This is a genomic window from Streptomyces sp. DG2A-72 (assembly GCF_030499575.1).
Classification (GTDB): domain Bacteria; phylum Actinomycetota; class Actinomycetes; order Streptomycetales; family Streptomycetaceae; genus Streptomyces.
Window position 1 is genome coordinate 6,952,693 of record NZ_JASTLC010000001.1, and the last position, 21,862, is coordinate 6,974,554.

Below are 21,862 nucleotides of genomic sequence, written 5' to 3' on the forward strand. Positions count from 1 at the left end.
CGGTCCAGTAGTGATCACCACCCCATCATCGGTCATCCGTGTCGTCGGCGGCTGGGGTGGGGTCAGGGCATGTCCCGTCCGTCGTGGCGGGGCGTTGTCCCGGCAAGGGGTGGGGAGGGCTGGATGGCGGCTTGTCCGAGCGGCGAGCCGACGGGCGCAGGTGGCGCTCGGGATCGCGTAGTCCCGCGATCTCGCCGAGGGCCACGAAGTAGGGGCGCAGGTTCTGTTGCAGGGTCTGCAGCTCCTGGCGGAAGGCGGCGTTGTCCGGCCATGCGGACTCGTCCAGGTCTGGGTGTGCCTGCTCGAAGGCCTGGAGCCGTGGGTGCCACTTGGACAGAAAGGGAGCCAGCTCGAAGTTGAGGATGTCCAGGATCAGTTCGTGCACCGAGTCGCCATGGGACGGAGGGGGCGGTGCCTCCCCCGATTCCAGGGGCTCCCGATACAGGTCGAACAGCGTCTTGAGTGACGTGAGCGCCTCGCGTAGATTGCCGCTGCCGTCCTCCAGCGGTCGGGTGGCGATGCGGGTCGAGGCCTGGAAGAACATCCGTTGGGCGGCCTGGCGCATATCGGTGTTCGCCTTGAACGTCATTTCGCTGCCGGGCAGGACGAGGCGGACTTCGGTCAACTGCACGGAGCGGCGGTAGAGGTCGCCACCGAGAGCGGCGGCGACGCCAAGCAGGCCTCCGACCACCACGGACAGGCTCTGCCCGCCCGTCTGGCTGAGCGAGTAGGCGACAATGCCGGCGACAGCGCCGAGCACCCCCGCCAACACCGCCCGTGCAACTGCCCGCAGCACCGTTCGCGTCCGCACCGACGCGGTCCCGCCGTCCGTCATGACCCCTCCCGTTCCACGCCCCGCCCAGGGCGGTTCCCGCCCGCTCGGCAGGCGTGCGTCGTACGACGCACCCGGCATGCGCCTGTCCACGATAGTGATCAACGTCGTTGCCGACGTCCACGGCTAGCACCAGCCGCTCGTTTGCGGCCTCGGGCTGCGACACGCTCGCCAGCAGTCGCCGCAGCCCGTCCGTATCGATCCGCCCGCGGTTTCAGTGCGTCATACATCGCGCCGTGCCCGCGCCCCTGGGTGGGTGAACCATACGAAGGGCTCACCACGTCCCGCAGAACAACGTAGGGAAGTGTGACGCAAAAGTGGACGGCTCCCGCTGGGTATCGCGATGCAACAGAGTCATTCCCCAACGACCTTCGATCTGGTCATGTGTGCCTTTGGTCGGAGCACAGAATCGGACGAAGGCCGTGTTCACATCCGGCGAATCCCACTCCGAGAAATCATGTGCGGGCAGCGTTCGAGACTCATCGTCCCGTCGGGCCGGGTGGCGTGGCTGGGAGTCCGGGGCCGACAACGCCTCAGGCCAGGGACTCGAAGTATGCCTTCTGCGCGGGGTAGTAGTCCTCGAAGTCGGGCCGGGGCTCGCCTGTGCGCGCTGCGGTGAGCATGTCTAGGTAGTACTCCCAACCCGGGCCGGTCTCGCCGAGGTGCTCGGTGGAGGCAAGGTGATGGACCAGGCGGAGCTCAGTGGTGCCGCCGGTCTCGGCAAGTAGCAGCTCCATCGACCACAAGCCGGCCTCGTCCTCCATCGAGACGGCGAGCCGGTGCGGTGGTTCGCAGGCTTCGATCCGCATCGGGCACCAAGGCGCCGACTCCTCGAACGTCAGCTGCACCTCGACGGTGCGGCCGGGCGCCGGCTGGCCGCGCCACGGGCCGAACCAGCGGGCGGTGCGCTCCGACTCTGTGACACTCGCCCAGACGTCGTCGGCGCGGGCGCGGTAGGTGCGGGTGAGGATCAGGTCGTATCCCGTCGGCGTAGGTACGAGCCGTCCGGTGGGCTCAAGGGTCATGCCGTGTCCTCCTGGGAGTGGTGCGTGATGCGCGGGGTGCTTGTGGGCTCCGCCCGGCTCCGGTCCCGCCGGGTGCGGTGGACCTCGGTCTCCAGCGCTGCCAAGCGCTGCGACCAGTCGGACCGCTGAGCGTCGAACTGGGCGAGCCATCTGGCGAGGTGACCCAGCCGGGAGTGGACGAGCGAGTAGCGCCGGTGGCGTCCGACCTGCTCGTCCCTGACCAGGCCGCTTTCGCGCAGCACGCGCAGGTGACGACTCACCGCAGGCCGGCTGATGGTGAACGGTGCAGCGATCTCGCCCGCCGTCAGCGGGGTGTGGCGCAACATGACCAGAATCTCCCGGCGCACCGGATCAGCGATGGCATCGGCCACCTCGGTCAATTCGTCCACCCTCGAAGCGTAACCCATAGGTTACGCTTCAAGTAGCTCTCAACCTTGGCCTCAAAGCCTGATAGGCCCACGCCGAGGCATCGCACACAGGCCAACCCCTGTCACCATGCGTGACTTCCGAGCGCATCAGCCCAGGCGGAGGTCGTTGGCCTCCATCTGAGTCCTGGCCGCGTCACAGGACTGGCCGGTGACGTTCCCAAAGGCGCCAAGGGTTTCATCGTGCTCCCCCGCCGCTGGAAAGCAGAACGCACGATCGGCTGGTGCATGAACGCCCGACGCAACGCACGCGACTACGAACGCCTCCCGCAGCACGCCGAAGCCCACCTGAACTGGGCACTCATCACCATGATGACCCGACGCCTGACCCGCAAAAGCCCCCGCACCAGCCAGTGGACACGCAAGACGGCCGCCGGCTGACCGCCCGGCCTGCTCGTACGCTGACCCGGAGCTTGTCGCGCAAGGCGAGCCTCCATCTGGTCACCGTTCCGAACGAGGATGAGGGACCGCCAGCGAGCTGACGGCCCCTCATGCAACGTCGAGCTAACAGCGAGCGCCCCTACCCATGGCCGGGCATGCCACCGCAGCAGGCGACGGTCTGGGTTTGGTCGGCGCTGGCGAGCGGTGTTACGGCGAGTACCGCGGCCAGTGCCACGAACAAGCCGAGTACGGCTTTGCGCATCGCATCTCCTTGTCGAAGGGGAACCTGGTGCAACTCCTGTGCTGCTGTTGAGTGCCCTTTACGGCTGGCCGGGCGTGCCGCCGCAGCAGGCGACGGTCTCGGTCTGGCCGGCGCCAAGCCCGCTCCGCACGGCGCTTCCGCGCGGCTACTGACCTTGAAAGGGGTCAGCACACGGGCCCTTCGCCGGTCGACCGTCGGCCGGGCCGGCTCGGAGCACCATCTGATCACCGACGGCACGGCACCCCACTCGCGGTCCTGCTGACCGGCGGCAACCGCAACGACGTCACCCAGCTGCTGCCCCTGTGGTCACAGCACTAGCGGCACCTGGAAACCGTGACGTGTGTGTCCCCGCTGCACCGTCCGCGCAACGAAGCCAGATGGCGTCCCTTGTTGTGGTGTAGCCGATCACGGTTAGGGAGTGCGCCGGGGCGTGTGCCGAGTTGTAGGCGGTGGCGAGGGCGTGGTCGAGGTCGAGCACGGCGAAGGCGCCTTCGTAGCGGATGCGGCCGTGGAGGAGGCCTGGCTGTTCACGATCGCCCGGCGCAGCGTGGTCAACCAGGGTCTCGACCACCTGTACCTCAGACAGTCGTCACTCCGCAGCTGTCACTGCAAAGGCTTCCGACCCGGACACCATGATCAGCGTGCCCGGGTCGATGTGCCCTTAGCAGAGATCGAGGCGATCGAAGTCGTACGTCGCGTAGTCCGGGACCGGGGTGACCGTGTTGTTCGCAGGGATGTAGACCTCGTACCTGGGCCCCCAGAAATGGACTTGGGCTTCGCCAGTCTGGTGGTTGACAACAGCGAGCGCGTCGATGAAGTTCGAGAGCGACCGCGTATCGCACTTGTACAGGTGGAAGAGGCTGTGTTTGCCGTCGCCTTGGCCAACCGACACGCAGGCGATTCCCTCTCGCAGGGCGCACGCACGCAGCCTGGCGTCCCGAGTGAAACTCGACACATCCCGCTCTACCGACTCGCCCGAGAACAGCGGGTAGATCTCCGGTGTCCATGCGGCCGTTCCGGCCGCAACGTTCTGTGCTGCCTGTGCTGGTGCCGGCGCCGCCAGCGGAACAAGGACTGCGGCGATCATCGTCACGACCATTGCAGCCGCCCGTTTTCTGATTCTTCTCAAGCTCATTTGATCTCCTCTGTAGTCGCAACCGATGCAGCCATTCCTGGCTGGGTACCTGGTTTAGCTCTTCTGCTGCTGTTGAGTGCCCTTTACTGGTGGCCGGTCGGCATGCCGCAGCAGGCGACGGTCTGGGTCTGATCGGCGCCGGCGAGCGGTGCTACCGCGAGCCCAGCCACCATGCCGCGATCAAACCGAACGTTGCTTTGATCACTGTCTGCTCCTGTGTTTGCAGGAATCCGGTGCCGCTTGAAACGGTCATTGGTTCATAAAGCCGACCCGAGATGAAGACGGCCACTATGGAACACATATCCAGAGCTGGTACATGCGGCCGCCGATCGCGTCGCACTTGGCGCGGCGGTGTAGGAATTCCTCAGATCTCTGCACTGCGCCGAGGGATGGGTGCCATATACTCCCAGCCCGCAACCCTGGGGGCTGCCTGCGCGATGGTTGCGCCGCTGGCCAGCATGGTGGCTCCCATCACGAGGTCTGCGAGCAACAGACGTGCTCGCATATGCGTCTCCTTCGCCATATGACGGATTTCATGAGTTGCACTTTTCTCGGCGGGAGACGTACCGCTTGGTGGTGCATCTATGGATCGGCATCCGCCGACAAATGATGTGGCGGATGCCGATCGCACTCCTCCGAATCGAGCCCCATGCCCCGTCCATCGCTGGACGGCTCCCCAAGGGCTCGTAACATCGAGTTCAGCGGCTGGCGCATTGTTGCCCGTGCATATCAGCTGGGCAGACAAGGCACCGGACACGCCGGCCCGTACTGCCCTGTCCCCCTCCGTGGGTGTTGCGTCAACCACTGTGCGGCGACAGCCTTCGAAGAACCTGCGGGAACTCTTGAATCGGGCTTGAATGGCCTGGTCAGCGACATGTATACCAAGGATGGCGTGGTCATGGCTGGGGGGTATGTGCGGTTCGGCGTTCTCGGAGTCATCGAGGCATGGCAGGGCACGGCGCTGGTGGACTTAGGGCATGCCCGGCAGCGGCAGGTTCTGGCTGCGCTGCTCGTGGATGTCGGCCGGGCGGTGCCGGCGGACGCGTTGATGGAGCGGGTGTGGGGTGAGCGGGTGCCGCAGCGCGGCCGGGTGACGCTGTACGGATATCTGTCCCGGCTCCGTCAGGCGTTGTCGGGGGCGGAGATCACGCGGGAGCAGGGCGGTTACCGGCTTGCGGTGGACGCGGAGGCGGTGGATCTGCACTGGTTCCGTCGCCTGTCGAGTCAGGCCCGGGAGGCGGATACGGATGAGCGTGCGGTGGCTTTGTGGCAGGAAGCGCTGGGGCTGTGGCGCGGTGATGCCTTCGTCGGCCTCGACACCGCCTGGTTCAATGCCCAGCGTGCCCGGCTGGAGGCAGAGCGGCTGGCCGCGCAGCTGGAACTGGTGGAGGCACGGCTGCGGCTTGGGCAGCACGCCCAGATCCTCGCGGAGTGCTCGACGCGAGCGGAGGTGTTTCCGCTCGATGAACGGGTGGCCGGACAGCTAATGCTCGCCCTGTACCGGAGCGGGCGGCAAGCCGAGGCGTTGCGGCATTACGACGTCATCCGGCGAAGGCTGGGGGACGAGCTGGGCTGTGACCCAGGACTGGCTCTTCGGCAGCTGCACCAGCAGATCATCGCTGCGGACCCGGCTGTCAGTCCGAACGGTTCAACACCCGAGGGAGCCGGCCCCGGATTGACGCAGAGTCCCCTACAGCCTCTGCAACCGCTGAGATCCAAGGCTACGGATGGCCAACAGGCCGAGCAGGCTGCGGCTTCCATCCGTATCGTCACTCCTGGCATCCCAGCACGAAGCCCGGCCGCCGCGTTGGGGCGTAACTGTCTTCCTCGTGGCCTGCCGGATTTCACCGGGCGGGAGGAGGAGCTTGCCCAGCTGGTGGCGTCAGCCCAGAACGGGGCGGCTGTCCACGCAGTTGACGGGATGGCCGGGGTCGGTAAGACCTCACTCGCCGTCCAGGCCGGGCAGCTGCTCGCCGACCGGTTTCCGGACGGTGCGCTCTTCGTCGATCTGCAAGGCCACAGCCTGGGCAAGACACCGCTGACTCCCGACGAAGCCCTGGAGACGCTGCTGGGCCAGCTCGGGGTAACGGCGCCCAGCGACGCACAGGCACGGTGGCGGGCGGCGACCGCTGCCTCGCGGCTCCTGGTCATCCTGGACAACGCCGTGGACGAAACGCAGGTGGCCCCGCTGCTGCCGGCCGGTCCCAGCCTCGTGATCGTGACCAGTCGGGCCAGGATGCCGGCCCTCGCGGGGGCACAACCCCTGTCTTTGGGGGTACTGACGCAGGCTGCGGCCACAACGTTCTTCGCTCGCATTGTCGGGACTGATCGGGCGGCGGCCGAGCCGGAGGCAGTGGCACGCATCGTCCGGTTGTGCGCGGGGCTGCCGTTGGCGCTGCGGCTGTCCGGGGCCCGGCTCGCACACCGTACCGCCTGGCCGGTGGCCCATCTGTCGGCACAGCTGGCCAGCGCCCGGCGGCAGCTGCCAAAGCTGTTCGCCGACCAGGAAGTGGCGCTGGCGTTCCGCATGTCTCACGAACAGCTCTCGCCCGTCGACCAGCAGGTGTTCTGTGCTCTGGGGCGGCATCCCGGTACTGACGCAGACGCCGCTGTCATCGCGGTGATGACCGGCATGCCGGTTGCCGCGGCTGACGACGCGCTGCAGAGGCTGGTCGATGTTCATCTGGCCGAGGAGGCCGCCGTCGGTCGCTACCGCCAGCATGACCTGCTGCGCCAGTACGCCCGGGGCCTGTCCGACGACCCGCTGGTAACCGAGCGCATGCTCATCCACTACCTAAAGGCAGTGACGGAGGCGGCAGCACATCTTGCGGATGGGGGAACCCAGGCTGACGCAGCGCAGACCTGGTTGATGACGGAGCAGAGCAATCTCCTCGCCGCGACCAGGTGCGCCGCCGCAGAGGGGCACACCGATTACGCCTGGCAGCTCGCCATCTCCATGTGGCATTTTCTGTCCCAGAACCTTGCCGGCGATCCGATCGAACTACTCGAGAAGGGCCTGTCCGCAGCACAGGACGCAGCCGACGGCGGCGAAACGATGCTCAACACACTCCTGGCACTGGCCCACTGGTCGGCCGGCCACCCCGCCGTCGCCTACAACCTGCTGAGCACCTCCGCGGAACAGCTCGAGAACACCGAATCCCACGCACACACACTGGCCCTGCTCGGACTGATGCTCCTTCAGCGAGGCGACCACGCAGCGGCCTACGACCACGCGGAGCGGGCATTCACCGAACTCGCCCAGCTTCCCACTCTGTCCCCCCTGGGACTCGACGCGAAGATCATCACATACTGGACCCGCGGCACCGTCCGAGGACTACGGAGCGAGCACGAGGCGGCCCTTTCCTACCTGCGGGCCGCCTACACCGGCTGCCAAGAACTCAGTCAGCTCAGCCCCAACGACCATGTACTGACGGCCCTGTCCCGGTGCCTGATCGCTCTCGGCACCCACCACGAGGCCCTCAGCCACCTTCAGCAAGCCCGCGACCTGCGGCAGCGGATCGGCGACAAAGAAGGCGAAGCCGAGACACTCGTCCTCATCGGCACAGCACAGCGGACTTCAGGACACCCCCAGGAAGCACTAACACCACAACGCCTGGCGGTAACCATGCTCGACAACGACACCCGGCTCCAGGCATACGCCAGAATCGAACTCGGCCACACCCTGTATGCGCTGGGGCAGGCAGATGAGGCACTCCAGCAGCACACGCTCGCTCTCACCCTTGCCCGACAAGGCCGCCATCTCCACGAAGAAGCTCAAGCGCACCACGCCCTCGCGCGGTTGCTCGCTGCAATCCACCCGCAGACAGCCCAGCAGCACGAGGAAACCGCAGCACAGATATCCACCCAGCTGGACCTCCGCCACCCGACCCCACTGCCACACCTGCGCCCCGCCGGATGGTGACCACCTCAGCCGGGGTCAGCCGTACCCGCAGGCCGCCGTCGACGGCGACAGCCTCGATGTACGGCAGGTGCCAACAAGATCACCAGCCCTTTGCGTGCGGCATGCCTCGGAGCCTTGGCCGACCTCGGCTTCGTCGGCCTGGACGACGATCACGATGACCCGGTGGTCATCACCGGCCGCAAGGCCACCCGCAACCACCGCCTCACCGACCCGGAGAAGGAAGCGAACCGCCTGCTCAACCGCGAACGCGCTGCGGTCGAGCACGGCTTCGCGAACCTGAAGTCCTGGCGGTTCCCGACCAAGATCCGCATGAACGCACGCCACGCCACCACCCTCCTGCGGGCCCTGCTCGTCCTCGCGAACACCGAAATCCACCGGTGACAGACGATCTCCCGAAGAAAATCACACCCCTGACCGGCGCGAGTACATCACCGCAGGCGCACACCAGCCCCGTGAACCGCGAAGTCAGGATGAAAGGCGACTTCCGACACCCTCAACCGAAGATCAACAACTAGGCGTAGTCGGCTCATGGAACTTGCGCCAGGCCCGTAATTTGGGACCATCGAGGCGTCTCGAAGCGGCCCCGAACTGTGAAGATCACCTCGCGTGAAGGCGGCCTGGAATGGCTCCACTTGGCCCTTCTGGCGTCTCGGTGGCGCCGGATGAGCACGCCGCAGCCACCCTGCCCAACAAGCCGAACCGGCCCGCTGGATGAACGGACGAGCCGTCCCGAAGTATGGGGGGCTGGAGGGTGTCTGAGAGGTCGGTTCGTGATTTTTTGAGTGGTTCTGTCGTCGCCTGATGGTGTGCTCGCTGATCGAGCCGGTGATCACCGCGTGGAAGGACCGGCACCGCTCGGTCAGCGGCCACCAGGGCGCCTACGAGATGCGGGAGATCGTCAACGCGATCCTCCACCAGGGCCGGACCGGCTACCAGTGGGCCTATCTGCCGCACGATCTCCCGCCGAAGAGCGCGACCTACTACTACTTCGCCGCCTGGCGGGACGACGGAACCGACCAGGTCATCCACGAGTTCCTGCGCTGCCAGGTCCGGGAGCGGGCCCGGCGATCAGAGGACCCGACCCTGGTCGTGCTGGACACCCAGAGTGTCCACGTGGCCGCCGGGGTCCCCGCCACCACGATGGGCCGGGATCCGGCGAAGCGGGTGCCGGGCCGCAAGCGGGGACTGGCCGTGGACGTGCTCGGGCTCGTCATCGCCGTCACCGTGCAGGCCGCGAACAGCCACGCCCCTGGTCGATCCGGGCTTCAAGAACCAAGTCGTCGCGCATGGAGCCGGCCTGGGCATCGACGTCGAGATTGTCGAACGCAACCCGCAGGAGGCGGGGTTCGTTCCGCAGCCAAAGCGGTGGAGGGTCGAGCAGAGCTACGGGATCTTGATATTGCACCGGCGTCTGGTCCGCGACTACGGGCACCACCCGTCCTCCTCCGCCTCCCGCGTCTACTGGGCAATGACCCATGCCATGGCCCGCCGTCTCACCAGTGCGAACACCCCCACCTGGCGCGATGCGCAGGCGGTGGCAGCGTGAACATCGAGCCCCTGCTCGACGCGCTCGGCCTCCAGGAGGACGCTGCCCGGTCCCTGGCCGACGATCTCCGCACCCAGATCACCGAACTGCAGGGGCGACTGCGCGAGGCCGAGACCACCTCGAGCACCTGGCGATCACCCGGAAGACCGTCACTGTCCTCGTCGACCGGCTTCCCGCCCAGGCCGCCTCGCCCGAACTGCCCGACCACCCGGACTAACCCCGCATCCTCGCTGTCTTCAACGAGGCCAGTGATCCGCTGCGGGCCCGGGATGTCTGCGAAGCTCTCGATCATGAACTGCTGCCGAAGAACGTCGAAGGCACCCGTGCCAAGCTAAAACGTCTGGTCAAGCTCGGCGTCCTCACCGAGATCGACACCGGCAGCTTCGTCACGCAGCAGTAGTCGGCCAAGGCCCGCGACCAACAGCCCTACCCCAACGACACCTCGAATCAGCTTTGCTCGACTGCGTAGACTTCGATCTCGACCTTCATCCGCGGGTCGAGCAGTCGTGACACTTCCACGAGAGTGGCTGCCGGGCGTACCTGTGCGAACGCCTCGTGATGGGCTTTGGCCACCAGTTCCGCGTCCGTGATATCGGTAACGTAGGTTACTGTCCTGACCACCGCGTCCATGCTCGAACCAGCCTCGCGCAACGCGGTCTCGATGATCGCGAATGCGGCCTTCGCTTGCTCATAGGCGTCCGCCCCGTCCAGGTGTGGCGGCTGGGCAGTGGTGCCGGAGACATGCACCTGCCCAGCGACCCTCACCGCGCGGCTATACCCGTACACGCCCTCAAACGGACCACCGGAAGACACGATCTGCCGCATCCGCCCCTCGTTCCGCCCCATCGTCATGACCCTCCGTAGACCAACCCGATCAGCAGTGGGAACACCAGCCGGTGCTGGCACCCCGTCAGCCAGCCGCCGCCACCTCGATCTCGACGAGCCATTCGCCATCCAGCGTGGTAACGACGATCGCCGTCGTCGGGACCCTACGCCCGCCGGCTTGCGATCGCTTACGCGGCAAGCCCAGCGCCCTCGAGCACGCTGGCCGGCCGAGACGACCCAGACTCACACGTTCAGATGGCATCAGACCAACCATTACCTCTCGAACCGCCCTCTCAGATCTTGATGACGGTGGCGCGTCCGCCGCGCAGCGCGGTGAGGTCCTCCGGGGCAGAGGTGAGGTTCGTGACGGGTCCGGGGCGGCGAGGGCGGTGGCGCGCCGAGCATGGCGTCGATGGTGTACCTCCCTGGCCAGCGACCGGCCGCCGCAGTACCGGGGGCCGGCCAAGGGCTCGGCCGTCGACGCGGTCGAGGTGCAGATCCGGGAACTGCTGAGGGAGACCCCGACGATGCCTGCGACGGTGATCGCCGAGCGCAATGCTGGTGCGGGATGCGGCCTTTCCACGTGCGGGCAGGTGGTGGCGGTGGACTATCAATGATCCGCATGTTCGCCGGTTTGGCTAACCGGCGAACCCGGGCCATGTTGCGCTGCGCGAAGCGGACGTGACCGAGGACGGACTTCTCTTCCACACGGCCGGCGTGGCATCGGCAGGCTGCGGTAAGCCGCTTCAGTCGATCCCCCAGGGTTATGGGCGTGGTGATGGGGCGCCACCGCTGCCTTGTTTGCCGCCTCCTGGGCCGAAGAGGCCGACTGTCGGGCCGGGGCTGGTCGCCGAGGGGGAAGGTGTGGCGGCGGTGGGGGAGGCGCACCCGCCAGGGATGTCGCTGCACGGCGTGATGGATGGGGACGGTGCGGGTGTGTCTGGTGAAGGAGTGCTTGAGGGACCCTCGGTAGGAGATGCCGAGGGGGTGGGGGACGGCGCACCGTTCTCGTCGGCACCCTTGCCGAGGGAAGGTGCAGGCGGGAAGGGCTTCGCTGGCTGGCCCTGGAGCGCGGCGGACATGTAGCCGAGCCACACCTGGGTGGGCATGTCCGCTCCGAAGACCTTGCTGTAGCCGCCGACCCCCGACATGGACTTCAGGCCCGAGTTGCCGGAGCCCTCCTTGAACATGGTGACCGCCGTGGACAGCTGCGGTGTGTAGCCGATGAACCAGGCGGACTTGTAGTCGTCCGTTGTGCCGGTCTTGCCGGCGGCGGGGCGTCCGAGGGCCAGGGCGTTGGTTCCGGTGCCGTGCTGGACTACGTCCTGCAGCACGTTCGTGATGGTGTCGGCGGTCGAGGCGGGCATGGCCTGCGTGCCGGCGGGCGGGGTGAACCCCGGTAGCTGTCGGCCACCGTCGAGCACCTTGGTGACCGAGTAGGGCTCGTGGTGAACTCCGCTGTCGGCGAAGGTGCCGTAGGCGTCGGCCATGCGGATGGCCGACGGGGTGGAGGTGCCGATGTAGAAGCCGGCGGTGTCGTACTGGAGGCTGCTGCGCAGCAGGCCGGCCGCCAGTGCCTCGTTCTCGACGTTGTCGTACCCCACGTACTCGCCCAGCTGGACGTACGGGGTGTTGACCGACTGCTCCATGGCCTTGCGCAGGGTGATGTAACCCCACTTGGTGGGGACGTCGTTCTGCTGGTGGAGCAGCCCGGTGGGGTCGCTGCCGTCCGGGAGGTACTGTCCCTGCTGGTTCTTGATCTCGATGCCGTCGTCGCCGTCGAACATGGTCTCCGGCGTGATCGGCGACGCCGGCTGCCCGGGGGAGAGGACCGCGCCGTGGTCCAGGGCGGCGGCGAGGTCGAAGGGCTTGAAGGTGGAACCGACTGGCACGCCCGAGCTGTCGGCGTTGTCGGTGTAGTGGCCCTTGTTCCAGCCGTCACCGCCGTACAGGGCGACGATCGCCCCGGTGGCCGGGTCGACGGAGGAGGCCCCGACCTGTACGTCGCGGTCCGCCGGCCGGTTCTTGGGGTCCAGGTGCTGCTTGCGCATTTTGGCCACGGAGGAGCTCAGTTCGGCGACCTTGTTCTTGTCGAACGTGGTGTAGATCTGATAGCCGCCCTGATTGAGCTGCTGTTCGGTGATGGACGAGTGCTGCTCGACGTACTGCTGGGCGGTCTGGATCAGGTAGCCGAGCTGGCCGCTCGTCGAGCCGGAGGCGGTCATAGGTTTCGGCACCGGGAAGCCCTTGCGCAGATAGGTCTGTTCCTGCGTGGCGCTCAACTTGCCGATCGTGACCATCCGCGCCAGTACGTACTTCCAGCGGGCGGTGGCCTGGGCGCGGGCATGCGGGTCGTCGGCGTTCATCATCACGCTCGGCTCGTTCACCGTGGCGGCCAGGAACGCTCCCTGGCTGACGTTCAGCTTCTCCACGGGGAGGTGGTAGTACGCCTGGGCCGCGGCCTCGATGCCGTAAGCGCCGCGGCCGTAGTAGTTGCTGTTCAGATAGCCCTGCAGGATCTGCTGCTTGCTGAGACTGTTGCCGATCTTCAAGGAGATCATGATCTCCTTGAACTTGCGTGACAGGGTCTGGTCCTGGCTGAGGTAGGTGTTCTTCACGAACTGCTGGGTGATGGTCGATCCGGACTGCACCTGGCTGCCCTCAGCCATGTGGTAAAGCGCCCGGAGAATGCCCTGCGGGTCGACGCCCGGGTCGGTGTAGAAGGACGCGTTCTCCGCCGCGAGGAAGTCCCACTGCACATCGGACGGAATGTGCGACAGGCTCACGTTCTGCCGGTTCACCTGGCCCACGCTGGCCATCTGCGAACCGTCCGACCAGTAGTACACGTTGTTCTGCAGCTGGGCGCTCGGGTTGACGCTCGGGATCGACACTGACGCGTAGGCGAAGCCGATCGCGGCGGCCGTGCCGCCGAACAGCAGCACGAAGACGGTCAACACCTGCTTCCAGGACGGCAGCCAGCGCCGCACACCGCGTCTGCCCGCCCGCGGAAAGTCGATCAGCCGCCGCTTTCCGGGCGCCCCGCGCCGGGAGGAGGCGGCCGGATGCACACCCGGGCCGCGCCCTGCCGACTTCCCGCGCGACGAGCGCCGGTTCGCCCTCTGGGCGGCCCGGCGCATCTCCGCTCGGGTCATCCGGGGCTGCTCGCTCGCAGGCTCCCTCTCCTCCTGCCCTGGAGAGGGCTCGGAATGACCCCAGGGCTCCCGCGAAGGAGGTCGGCTACGGTAATCGCTCATCCTTGCTGCCTTCAGTGAGATGCGCATGCCGGAGTCGGTTCTCCGGCACTGTTGTCGCCCCCGCCTCTGTGGTGGTTGCGGCGGAAGCCCGGGGTACGGCCCCAAGGCCCGACGCGACAGTTGCACGCGTTCCTTGCCATAAGAGGCGTAATGGCTCGGTTCCGTTGCCTGCCGTAGTCGGCCGAACGGCTCAGCCGACAGGCCGCGCCGCCGTCCGTGCGGGAGACGGCTCCGCCCTCCGGGAGTGTTCGACCGTCAGTCCCACATGGCGGTCGCAAGTGAACGGCCCGCTGGAGACCACCGGTACCACTCGCCGCACACCGCTTACCAGTGCATCGGCCACCGTATTCAGGTTGTGTTCAGGTTCGGACGAGCCTTGGGCAACTCAAGCACCAGAAGCGCCAAAACTCCGGCAAAGGGGTCTGGGGCAACGGCCGGGCACCATGCCATCGTGCCTGCCATGACGACAGATCACCTCACTCACAACCGGCCCCCGGGCCACGTACGACACGCGGCGAGCAAGGTGCCGGAGGTGACCGTCTACTTCTGGATCATCAAGGTGCTGACGACCGGCATGGGCGAGACGGCCTCCGATCTTCTGGCGCATGTGCTCGGCCCGATTCCCGCTGTCGGTCTCGGGGGCATCGCCCTGGTGGCTGCTCTGGCGGTGCAGTTCGCCGCCCGCCGGTACGTGGCCTGGATCTACTGGACGGCGATCGTCATGGTCAGCGTGTTCGGCACGATGGCCGCCGACGTGCTGCACGTCGGCCTCGGCGTGCCTTATACGCTCTCGACCCCGTTCTTCATGGCCGCGCTGGCCGCCGTCTTCGCCCTCTGGTACCGCAGCGAGCGCACCCTGTCCATCCACAGCATCCACACCCGGCGCCGCGAGACCTTCTACTGGGCCGCCGTGCTCGCCACGTTCGCGCTGGGCACCGCCGCGGGCGATCTCACCGCCACGATCGGCCTCGGCTACCTGGGCTCCGCGGCCCTGTACGCCGCGGCGATCGCCGTTCCGGCTGTCGCCCACCGCTGGGGGAGCTTGAACGCGGTGGCCGCGTTCTGGGCGGCGTACGTCATCACCCGTCCGCTCGGTGCCTCCGTGGCCGACTGGATGGCCGTCAGTCACGGCCGAGGTGGACTGAACTTGGGTCTGGGGCCGGTCACGTTGTCCTGGACGGTGGCGATCCTCGGTTTCGTCGGTTATCTGGCCGTCTCGCGCAAGGACATCCAGCACGACCTCATGCCGTGATGCCGTACGGACCGGGTCGGCTTTCGAACCGGGCGGCCGCCGTCACCCGGCAGGGAGGCTGACCACGAAGCGTGCGCCCGGTGCGTGCCCTGGGTCGTACGTCACCTCGCCGCCGGCGGAGCGGGCCAGGCGCCGTGCCAGGGGAAGTCCCAGGCCGGCTCCGCTGTGTCCGTCGCCCGGGTCCGCCCGTTGACCGGGCTCGAAGAGCTGTCCGGCGAACCGGGGCGGTACGCCGGGGCCGTCGTCGGTGACGTCGACGCGTACGCCGTCGGCTGCGCGATACGCGCGGACGGTGACGCTCGAGTTGGCGTAGCGGCAGGCGTTGGTGAGGAGCGGGCTGACGATGCGTTCGAGGAGGGCGGGTGGGACCCCGGTCACCAGACCTGGGCCGTCGGTGGTGACCGTCAAGTGGCTCGGCAGGTCCAGGACTTCGGTGAGGTGGTGCAACGTGGGCAGGACCTCGGCGGTGCCCGGAGCGGTGAGTGCGCCATTGCGGGCGTCGTCCAGGAGGGTGTCACAGATGCTGCGCATGGACTCGGCGGCTTCCGCGATGACCTTGTGGGTGGCCCGGGTCTGGTCGGCCGTGCGGGGGCGGGTGTGCCACCAGTCGAGTTCGGCGATGATCCGGCTCAGGGGCGTACGGAGTTCGTGCGACAGTTCCCCGGTGAGCCGCCGCTCGTGGCGCAGGACCGTGCGGATGCGGTCCAGCAGCGCGTCCAGCGACGTACCGAGGCGGGCGAGTTCGGCCGGGCGCCGCATGGTGCCGAAGCGTTCTTCGGAGGCGATGGCGCTCCACTGGGTGGCCTGGTCGGTCATCGTGCGCACGGGGCGCAGGGCGCGGCCCACCGCCAGCCGGGTCAGGGCGTAGGTGCAGGCGAGCATGACGGCGTCCAGGGCGAGCGATCCCAGGAGCAGGGTGTCGGCCGAGCTCCGGTAGGGGGAGAGGTCCAGCGCGGTGACCACTGTGGCTTCGCTGGTGTTTCCGGATACGCCGGGCACGGGTTGGGAGCACAGCCGTAGGGGGTGGCCGGGGGCGGTGGCGGTGACGCAATGCCGCCCACCGCGCCGGGCGAGTCCGTCGGCGATGCGGGTCACGGGGCCGGCTGCCGGCGGTTCTTCCAGCAGACGTCGGCCGGCGTAGATCCATACGTTCGCGTCGAGGAGGTTGTCGTGGGGGGTCTCCAGGACGCGTACGGCCGTGCCGCTCGTGTCGACGGTCGTCGCGACGGCGGCGGCACGGCTGTGCAGCTGGTCGTCCGCCTGGTGCTGGAGGCGTTGCTGGGCCACGGCGTTGAAGGCGACGGTGAGGATGACCATCAGCAGCGTGGCCGTGGTGAGCGCCACCAAGGACAGTCGGCCACGCAGGGTGCGGGGCGTCAGCCGGTACAGGAGAGCGGTCATGACAGGTCGTGGCCGGTGACGGAGACCTCTCATGACAGGTGGTGGCCGATCCCGCGGACCGTGCCGATCGTGCGGTCGCTGCCCGCGTCGCGCAGCTTGCGGCGTAGTCGGGTCAGGTACTGGTCGAGGGTGTTGTCGCTGACCTGGGCGCCCTCGGGCCAGCCCGCCCGGACCAGCTCGCGGCGGCGCACGATGCCGCCGGACGCCGCCATGAGCGCGGCGAGGAGACGGAACTCGGTCGGTGTCAGTGCGATCTGGGTGCCACGGACACTGACCTCGTGCCGGACGGCGTCAAGTACCACCTCCCCCGCTGTGGTCGCGGGTCGTGGTGCGGTCCGTTTGACCGCTGCCCGTAGGCGGGCGGCGAGTTCGGTGAGGTGGAACGGCTTGGGCAGATAGTCGTCGCCCCCCGCGGAGAACCCGGACAGGCGGTCGGTAAGTCGGTGATGGGCCGTCAGGAAAATGACGGGGGAGAGGAATCCGTTGGCGCGCATGGCCTGGCAGACGTCCCGTCCGTCGGCGTCGGGCAGCCCGACGTCGAGTACGGCGGCGGCGATGTCGTCGGCGGCCAGGCGCAAGGCGGTGGCACCGTCGGGCGCGGGCACCGTGTCGAAGTCCTCGTCGCGCAGTCCGCGCACCAGCACGTCACGCAGGGCGTGATCGTCCTCGACGACAAGGATCTTGTGGCGCATGGTCCTCCCTAGGTTCTGGTGCCGTGTCCGTCGTACCGGGTATCAACCGCTCGGGCAGCCACCAGGCCACGGCGCACAGGCACACGCCCAGCCAGCCGAGGGCGAACAGCCAGCCGGCGACGACATCGGTGAACCAGTGCACTCCGAGGTAGACGCGGGTCAGTCCGACCAGGGCGCCCCAACCGCCGATGACCAGGGCGAGGGGGGTCTTGCCGCGCGGGCCGCGCACGCGGACGGCGATGACGAGCAGTCCGGCGGTGAGGGCCGCGGTGGTGGCGTGACCGGATGGGAACGCCCACCCGGAGGCGTGTGCTGCCCAGTCCGCGTGCGGCGGCCGGGGCCGGGCGACGAGCGTCATCACCCCATACCGCAATGCCTGACCCGTGCCGAGGCAGACCAGACAGAGCGCGAAGGCCATCATCCGCTGCCGCAGCGTATGCCCCGCGATGATTGCGGCCAGCACGGCCAGCAGATACGGGACAACCCCCGTCCCCGTGGCGGTCAGCCCGCGGGCGAACGCCACCGCCACGTCCGGTCGGTGGCCGACGGACCAGGAGAGAAGGTCGCTGTCCGCGAACTGAGGCACGCCGTCGCGGCCGATGACGACCATGGTCAGTACGCCGAACCCCGTCCAGGCGCCGAGTCCTGTGCTGCCGGCCAACTCGGCCAGATCGCCGCGCTTCATGTGGCCACCAGCAGCGGACGCAACCGGGTGGCCATGATGCGTTGGGCGAGGGCCTGCGGAGACCGCCGCAGCGCGGCCATCGCGAGCAGCGCGACGAGGGCGCCCACCGCGATCCCCACCACCACGTCGTGGGGGTAGTGCGCGCCGACCCAGACCCGCGAGGCCGCCATCGCGCAGGCGGCCACCACGGCGACCGCGCCGAGCCGGCGGGAGACGAACAGCAGGGCGACGGCAGCCGCGGCGGCGATGGCCGCATGGTTGCTGGGGAAAGACCAGTCGCCGGGCGCCGGACACGCCTCCAGCGTGGTCACGTGCAGGCTCTGGCAGGGCCGGTCCTCGCGCACCAGCAGCTTCAGTCCCGTGTTCACCCCGTAGGCCACGACCACGACGAACGGCACGGCGAGCGCGGTCACCGAGGCTGTGGCGCCCAGTTGCCGGGCACGCCACCAGCCGATGAGCATGAGCACGGCGAACAGCCCAAGCCCGTACGTCGCCCAGGCCGACACCGTGTCGTCCAGCCACGCGGGGGAGTGCCGGGCGAGATTCACCACGTCGGTGTAGGCGGCGCCGTCGATCGACGAGCCGTCGAAGGCGAGGATCATCCGCGTGCCTCCTTCGCCTTCGCGTCCCGGCGCGAGCGGTACACCTCACAGGCGAGCGGAATCAGCGACAGGGCCACGATCACCGCGACCATCGGCAGCAGATAGCGGTCCACGTTCGGTACGGAGGAGCCCAGCGCGTATCCCGCCAGCGTGAGCCCCAGGCTCCACACCAGTCCGCCCGTCACCTGCCAGACGGTGAACGTCCGCACCGGCACGCCCAGCGCACCCGCCATCGGGTTCAGCACCGTGCGTACGACCGGGACGAAGCGGGCCAGCACGATCGCCTTCCCATACCCGTAGCGCTCCAGCATTTCCTCCGCGCGTCTGGCTCCCTCGTGCAACCGGGCCGATCCGCTGCGGGCGAGCAGCGCGCCGCCCGCCTTCCGGCCGAGGAGATATCCGCACTGCGAGCCCGCCAGCGCCCCCACCGCAGCGACCACCAGCAGCGGGGCGAGGGACAGTTTCAGGCCGCGGTCGGCGGTGCCGGTGCACAGCAGGCCGGCCGTGAACAGCAGCGAGTCGCCCGGGAGGAAGAAACCGATCAGCAGGCCCGTCTCGGCGAACAGCACCACGCCCACGCCGAGCACGCCGAAAGCGGACAGCAGTGACTGGGCGTCCAGCACGTTGACAGCGAGCTGCGACGATAGGTGCATGGGTGTGGTCATCGTCGAGAACCCCTTCATCCGGACGATCGGATGCAGCGGACCGGCACCCGACAAGCGACTACAATGTTGTAGACGGTCTACTGGACTGTAGACGATGGTGGGGTGAGGATCGTTCCATGACCGACGCGAAGGACGAGAGACGGCCGGCGGGCGAGCTCGAAGCTGCCGTCATGGCCGCCCTGTGGGCCGCCGGGGTCCCGCTCACCGCGGGCCGGGTGCAGACCGAACTCGGCTCGGAACTGGCCCGGACGACGGTGACGACGATCCTGACCCGTCTGCACGAGAAGGGTGTCGTCGGCCGTGAGCGGCAGGGGCGTGGCTACGCCTACTTCCCCGTGCAGGACGCTCCCGGCCTGACCGCCCGGCGCATGCACACCGAACTCGACCGGGACACCGACCGGGAGACGGTGCTGGCGCGCTTCGTCGCCCAGCTCAGCCCCGACGATGAGCAGCTCCTGCGCCAGCTGCTGGAGGGTGAGGAGCGATGACCGCTCTGCTACTGGTACCGCTGATCCTCCCCTTCCTCGCCCCGGCGCTGGCCCGCCGCACTCTCGGTTGCCTGGCTCCTGTCACCGCACTGTGGGTCCTCACGACCAGTGCTCTGGCCCTGGCAGGCGCCTGCATGGCCGCTCTCGGCGCCCTGGTCCTGATCGGACTGCTCAAACTCCCCGCCTTCGCCGCACTCGGCGAACTCGTCCACCCCCTGCGCACGCCGTCTGACTTCCTCGTCGTCCCCGCGGCCACGGCGGCCATCGGAGTGCTCACCCTCAGCGCCTGGACCCTCGCACGCTCGGCCCTCCGCCAGGCCCGCCTGTTTCGCACCGCTCGCACGCAGGCCGACCGCCGCCCCGCCGCCGGAGACCTGTGTGTCGTCGACTCGCCCCACCCGGACGCGTACGCCCTGCCGGGACGGCCCCACCGCATCGTCGTCACCAGCGCGATGCTGCGCAGCCTCGGCCCCGCTGAACGCGAAGCCCTCTTCGCCCACGAACGAGCTCACAACCAGGCCGGTCACCACTACTTCCTGGCCGCCGCCGAACTCGCCGCCCACTGCCACCCCGCACTGCGCACCGTCCGGGCCACCATCCGGCTCGCCGCCGAGCGGGCGGCCGACGAGGCCGCAGCCGTCACTCTCGGCGACCGGCGCCTGATCGCCACAGCCATCGCCCGCGCCGCCCTCGCCGGCCAAGCCTCCCGCTCCACCCGCCCCGACTTCGCACCCGCGGCGACGACCGGTCCCGTTCCCCAACGCGTCGCCGCCCTCCTCACGCCTTCCGAGCGGCGCTCGCGCGCCACGCGCTGTACTGCTCTTCTCCTCGCTGCCTGTGCGCTCCTGTCGGTCTGCGCCGGGGCAACCGGCGCGCTCGCCTTCCATCACCAGGTCGAAGTTGCCCAGGGAGAGGAGAGCCACTGACCGGTTCGGGACTCGCAGCTGACTGCGTCCGTTCGGCACCCGACTCCCCCTTGGAGCCGCTCGCCCTGGGCACGGTGATCTCGCCTGTACCTTTGCCCCGACCTGGCTGGCGGTGGACGCGCTCCTGGGGATCCGTGGCGCGGTGCCACCCGCGGCAACAGTCGGATCGTCGCCGAGCTGGACTGGTGGTGCGGCGGCCCGTGCTCGGCTGCAAAGACCCGGGTGGCTCACGCGGTCATCCCTGACGCCGTCGAGCACATGCGCACCGTCTGCGACACGAGAATCTCGGCCGTGCCGCCGGCGGCAGAGGCGTCGTCGCCGCGGGCGCTGGTCAGCCGAACGACTGGACGCCGCTGACCTCTTGACCGTCATTGCCGCCGTCGACGGCGCGGACGGGCACCGGAGGCGGAATCCCAAGAGCCCTCCTCGAACGCATCGTCAACCCGCTGGTCGTCGGTGCCCTGCGGTAGGCCCGGCCGAACGTCACCGTCCGTGCTCGCCCGGCGGCCAATGGGGTACGCATCGAAGTCACCGACGACGGACGGGAGTGCCGTTTCGCGTTTGTCGGACAGCTCTTGGACACGCACGCCCGGCGCACGGTTCCTGGTCGGCCTGCCTGCGGGCTACGGTGCTGCCCGCCGGAGGGCGTGCGGTCACGCTGCCGGCGAGTGCTGCGGCTCCGGCTCAATGACGTCCCTGCGGGTGACCGCCAGGTACACCACCAGGCCGAGGATGACCGTGAGGAACAGCGCGCTGGTGACGACGGTACCCAGGCCCAGGCCGCCGTCGCCGGTGGGCTGGGAGAGGTAGTCGCCGATCGAGGCGCCCAGCGGGCGGGTGAGGATGTAGGCGATCCAGAAGGTCCACACCACATCGAGGCCGAGTGCGAAGTGTGCGACGGCGATCGCGCCGATGGCCAGTGCGAACAGGACGGCGGCGAGCCAGTAGCCGAGGTTCATGCGCTCGGAGACCAGGTCGCCGGCCGCGGTGCCGAGGGCGAAGGTGAACAGGACCGCGAGCCAGTAGAAGGACTCCCGGCGGGTGGTGTCGACGCTGTGGATGGACAGGGTGTGCTCGCTGCGGTACCAGGCGGCGAACACGACCGCCAGGATGATCGCGAACACCGTGGTGCTGGTCTCCAGCGGCACGCCCATGTTGTCGGTCAGGTTGTCGCTGATCAGAGTGCCGACGACGCTGATCAGGGCGACGGCGAGCCAGTACACGCCCGCGCGGTAGGCACTGGTGCGGAACTGCACGACCAGCACCCCGGCCAGCAGCACGCTCATCAGCAGCGACACACCGGTCAGGCCCAGGCCGGCCTTCTCGTTGAGCAGGTCGGCCGCAGTCTCACCCACCGTCGTGCACAGCACCTTGATCACCCAGAAGTACACGGTGATCTCGGGAACCTTGTTCCAGCCAGGGCGGGAACGGCGGCGGTGGCCGGGTGCGGCAGCGGCGGGGCCATGGACCACAGGGAGTTCGGAAGTCTCGGGTGTCTCGGATGTCATGCAGCTGACCGTGTCACCGGGAACCTGAACACATCC

Annotated in this window: 19 protein-coding genes and 4 pseudogenes; 10 read left to right on the forward strand and 13 right to left on the reverse strand. The window is 68.3% G+C overall.

Features of this window, described 5'->3' with window-relative positions; all coding sequences use genetic code 11:
* Positions 1–25: 25 nt before the first annotated feature.
* Positions 26–835 carry a hypothetical protein gene (locus QQY66_RS33095; protein ID WP_301983972.1) on the reverse strand — a complete coding sequence of 270 codons (810 nt, stop codon included), beginning with the start codon at positions 833–835 and terminating at the stop codon, positions 26–28.
* Here QQY66_RS33095 and QQY66_RS33100 point away from each other — a divergent pair.
* On the forward strand, positions 834–962 hold the full coding sequence (locus QQY66_RS33100) for a hypothetical protein (RefSeq protein WP_301983973.1): 129 nt from the start codon (positions 834–836) through the stop codon (positions 960–962). The genes QQY66_RS33095 and QQY66_RS33100 overlap by 2 nt on opposite strands.
* 403 nt (positions 963–1,365) lie before the next feature.
* Here the strand turns inward: QQY66_RS33100 and QQY66_RS33105 are convergent, their stop codons facing one another.
* Together QQY66_RS33105 and QQY66_RS33110 are read right to left on the reverse strand one after the other, a co-directional pair.
* Entirely contained in the window at positions 1,366–1,857 is a 492-nt protein-coding gene (locus QQY66_RS33105; RefSeq protein ID WP_301983974.1) for an SRPBCC family protein, read from the reverse strand.
* Entirely contained in the window at positions 1,854–2,237 is a 384-nt protein-coding gene (locus QQY66_RS33110; protein ID WP_367667095.1) for a metalloregulator ArsR/SmtB family transcription factor, read from the reverse strand. Before QQY66_RS33110 ends, QQY66_RS33105 begins: the two co-directional genes overlap by 4 nt.
* A gap of 207 nt (positions 2,238–2,444) precedes the next feature.
* Between QQY66_RS33110 and QQY66_RS33115 the strand changes: the two are divergent.
* Positions 2,445–2,663: pseudogene (locus QQY66_RS33115) on the forward strand (IS5/IS1182 family transposase); the annotation flags it as partial.
* Between the two features lie 139 nt (positions 2,664–2,802).
* Here QQY66_RS33115 and QQY66_RS33120 read toward each other — a convergent pair.
* Positions 2,803–2,925, reverse strand: coding sequence for a hypothetical protein (locus tag QQY66_RS33120; RefSeq protein ID WP_301983976.1), 123 nt, complete (start codon positions 2,923–2,925; stop codon positions 2,803–2,805).
* A gap of 162 nt (positions 2,926–3,087) precedes the next feature.
* On the opposite strand from QQY66_RS33120, the pseudogene QQY66_RS33125 reads away from it, so the two are divergent.
* Positions 3,088–3,228 (forward strand): annotated as a pseudogene (locus QQY66_RS33125) (IS5/IS1182 family transposase); the annotation flags it as partial.
* Positions 3,229–3,586: 358 nt separating this feature from the next.
* Here QQY66_RS33125 and QQY66_RS33130 read toward each other — a convergent pair.
* Entirely contained in the window at positions 3,587–4,060 is a 474-nt protein-coding gene (locus tag QQY66_RS33130) for a hypothetical protein (RefSeq protein ID WP_301983977.1), read from the reverse strand.
* 874 nt (positions 4,061–4,934) lie between these two features.
* On the opposite strand from QQY66_RS33130, the gene QQY66_RS33135 reads away from it, so the two are divergent.
* From QQY66_RS33135 to QQY66_RS33145, 3 genes and pseudogenes are all read left to right on the forward strand, one after another.
* Positions 4,935–7,982, forward strand: a complete 3,048-nt coding sequence (locus tag QQY66_RS33135; protein WP_301983978.1) for an AfsR/SARP family transcriptional regulator — start codon at positions 4,935–4,937, stop codon at positions 7,980–7,982.
* A gap of 114 nt (positions 7,983–8,096) precedes the next feature.
* On the forward strand, positions 8,097–8,363 hold the full coding sequence (locus QQY66_RS33140; RefSeq protein WP_301983979.1) for a transposase family protein: 267 nt from the start codon (positions 8,097–8,099) through the stop codon (positions 8,361–8,363).
* A gap of 420 nt (positions 8,364–8,783) precedes the next feature.
* A pseudogene (locus QQY66_RS33145) lies at positions 8,784–9,528 on the forward strand (transposase).
* Positions 9,529–9,975: 447 nt separating this feature from the next.
* On the opposite strand, the gene QQY66_RS33150 reads toward QQY66_RS33145, so the two are convergent.
* On the reverse strand, positions 9,976–10,353 hold the full coding sequence (locus tag QQY66_RS33150) for a RidA family protein (protein WP_301983980.1): 378 nt from the start codon (positions 10,351–10,353) through the stop codon (positions 9,976–9,978).
* Positions 10,354–10,778: 425 nt separating this feature from the next.
* Here QQY66_RS33150 and QQY66_RS33160 point away from each other — a divergent pair.
* Positions 10,779–10,907, forward strand: a pseudogene (locus QQY66_RS33160) (IS21 family transposase); the annotation flags it as partial.
* 210 nt (positions 10,908–11,117) lie between these two features.
* Here the strand turns inward: QQY66_RS33160 and QQY66_RS33165 are convergent.
* Complete coding sequence (locus QQY66_RS33165) at positions 11,118–13,505, reverse strand: transglycosylase domain-containing protein (RefSeq protein WP_301983981.1); 2,388 nt, start codon at positions 13,503–13,505, stop codon at positions 11,118–11,120.
* A 562-nt stretch (positions 13,506–14,067) separates the two neighbouring features.
* On the opposite strand from QQY66_RS33165, the gene QQY66_RS33170 reads away from it, so the two are divergent.
* A complete protein-coding gene (locus tag QQY66_RS33170) occupies positions 14,068–14,859 on the forward strand; it encodes a hypothetical protein (RefSeq protein WP_301983982.1) in 792 nt (263 codons plus the stop codon).
* Between the two features lie 42 nt (positions 14,860–14,901).
* On the opposite strand, the gene QQY66_RS33175 is transcribed toward QQY66_RS33170, so the two are convergent.
* The 5 genes from QQY66_RS33175 to QQY66_RS33195 are packed head-to-tail and all read right to left on the reverse strand — an operon-like array spanning position 14,902 to position 18,904.
* Positions 14,902–16,260, reverse strand: a complete 1,359-nt coding sequence (locus QQY66_RS33175; protein WP_301983983.1) for a sensor histidine kinase KdpD — start codon at positions 16,258–16,260, stop codon at positions 14,902–14,904.
* 29 nt (positions 16,261–16,289) lie between these two features.
* Positions 16,290–16,952, reverse strand: coding sequence for a response regulator transcription factor (locus tag QQY66_RS33180; RefSeq protein ID WP_301983984.1), 663 nt, complete (start codon positions 16,950–16,952; stop codon positions 16,290–16,292).
* Positions 16,906–17,637 (reverse strand): phosphatase PAP2 family protein, encoded by a 732-nt coding sequence (locus tag QQY66_RS33185; RefSeq protein WP_301983985.1) that lies wholly within the window; start codon positions 17,635–17,637, stop codon positions 16,906–16,908. Before QQY66_RS33185 ends, QQY66_RS33180 begins: the two co-directional genes overlap by 47 nt.
* Complete coding sequence (locus QQY66_RS33190; RefSeq protein WP_301983986.1) at positions 17,634–18,239, reverse strand: phosphatase PAP2 family protein; 606 nt, start codon at positions 18,237–18,239, stop codon at positions 17,634–17,636. Before QQY66_RS33190 ends, QQY66_RS33185 begins: the two co-directional genes overlap by 4 nt.
* Positions 18,236–18,904, reverse strand: a complete 669-nt coding sequence (locus QQY66_RS33195) for a DedA family protein (protein ID WP_301983987.1) — start codon at positions 18,902–18,904, stop codon at positions 18,236–18,238. The genes QQY66_RS33190 and QQY66_RS33195 overlap by 4 nt, the downstream gene beginning before the upstream one ends.
* Positions 18,905–19,020: 116 nt before the next feature.
* Here QQY66_RS33195 and QQY66_RS33200 point away from each other — a divergent pair, with 116 nt between their 5' ends.
* On the forward strand, positions 19,021–19,392 hold the full coding sequence (locus tag QQY66_RS33200; protein ID WP_301983988.1) for a BlaI/MecI/CopY family transcriptional regulator: 372 nt from the start codon (positions 19,021–19,023) through the stop codon (positions 19,390–19,392).
* Positions 19,389–20,318, forward strand: a complete 930-nt coding sequence (locus QQY66_RS33205) for a M48 family metalloprotease (RefSeq protein WP_301983990.1) — start codon at positions 19,389–19,391, stop codon at positions 20,316–20,318. The genes QQY66_RS33200 and QQY66_RS33205 overlap by 4 nt, the downstream gene beginning before the upstream one ends.
* A 653-nt stretch (positions 20,319–20,971) precedes the next feature.
* On the opposite strand, the gene QQY66_RS33210 is transcribed toward QQY66_RS33205, so the two are convergent.
* The gene (locus QQY66_RS33210; protein ID WP_301983991.1) at positions 20,972–21,826 is read right to left on the reverse strand and encodes a hypothetical protein; all 855 of its coding nucleotides are present in this window, start codon (positions 21,824–21,826) and stop codon (positions 20,972–20,974) included.
* Between the last annotated feature and the right edge of the window lie 36 nt (positions 21,827–21,862).

What these genes read in the sequence shown, in the direction of transcription:
- QQY66_RS33100 (WP_301983973.1), top strand. Translation starts at nt 834, where the DNA reads ATGACCCCTCCCGTTCCACGCCCCGCCCAGGGCGGTTCCCGCCCGCTC.
- QQY66_RS33095 (WP_301983972.1), bottom strand. Translation starts at nt 835, where the DNA reads ATGACGGACGGCGGGACCGCGTCGGTGCGGACGCGAACGGTGCTGCGG.
- QQY66_RS33105 (WP_301983974.1), bottom strand. Translation starts at nt 1,857, where the DNA reads ATGACCCTTGAGCCCACCGGACGGCTCGTACCTACGCCGACGGGATAC.
- QQY66_RS33120 (WP_301983976.1), bottom strand. Translation starts at nt 2,925, where the DNA reads ATGCGCAAAGCCGTACTCGGCTTGTTCGTGGCACTGGCCGCGGTACTC.
- QQY66_RS33130 (WP_301983977.1), bottom strand. Translation starts at nt 4,060, where the DNA reads ATGAGCTTGAGAAGAATCAGAAAACGGGCGGCTGCAATGGTCGTGACG.
- QQY66_RS33135 (WP_301983978.1), top strand. Translation starts at nt 4,935, where the DNA reads ATGTATACCAAGGATGGCGTGGTCATGGCTGGGGGGTATGTGCGGTTC.
- QQY66_RS33150 (WP_301983980.1), bottom strand. Translation starts at nt 10,353, where the DNA reads ATGCGGCAGATCGTGTCTTCCGGTGGTCCGTTTGAGGGCGTGTACGGG.
- QQY66_RS33165 (WP_301983981.1), bottom strand. Translation starts at nt 13,505, where the DNA reads ATGACCCGAGCGGAGATGCGCCGGGCCGCCCAGAGGGCGAACCGGCGC.
- QQY66_RS33170 (WP_301983982.1), top strand. Translation starts at nt 14,068, where the DNA reads ATGACGACAGATCACCTCACTCACAACCGGCCCCCGGGCCACGTACGA.
- QQY66_RS33175 (WP_301983983.1), bottom strand. Translation starts at nt 16,260, where the DNA reads ATGACCGCTCTCCTGTACCGGCTGACGCCCCGCACCCTGCGTGGCCGA.
- QQY66_RS33180 (WP_301983984.1), bottom strand. Translation starts at nt 16,952, where the DNA reads ATGCGCCACAAGATCCTTGTCGTCGAGGACGATCACGCCCTGCGTGAC.
- QQY66_RS33185 (WP_301983985.1), bottom strand. Translation starts at nt 17,637, where the DNA reads ATGAAGCGCGGCGATCTGGCCGAGTTGGCCGGCAGCACAGGACTCGGC.
- QQY66_RS33190 (WP_301983986.1), bottom strand. Translation starts at nt 18,239, where the DNA reads ATGATCCTCGCCTTCGACGGCTCGTCGATCGACGGCGCCGCCTACACC.
- QQY66_RS33195 (WP_301983987.1), bottom strand. Translation starts at nt 18,904, where the DNA reads ATGACCACACCCATGCACCTATCGTCGCAGCTCGCTGTCAACGTGCTG.
- QQY66_RS33200 (WP_301983988.1), top strand. Translation starts at nt 19,021, where the DNA reads ATGACCGACGCGAAGGACGAGAGACGGCCGGCGGGCGAGCTCGAAGCT.
- QQY66_RS33205 (WP_301983990.1), top strand. Translation starts at nt 19,389, where the DNA reads ATGACCGCTCTGCTACTGGTACCGCTGATCCTCCCCTTCCTCGCCCCG.
- QQY66_RS33210 (WP_301983991.1), bottom strand. Translation starts at nt 21,826, where the DNA reads ATGACATCCGAGACACCCGAGACTTCCGAACTCCCTGTGGTCCATGGC.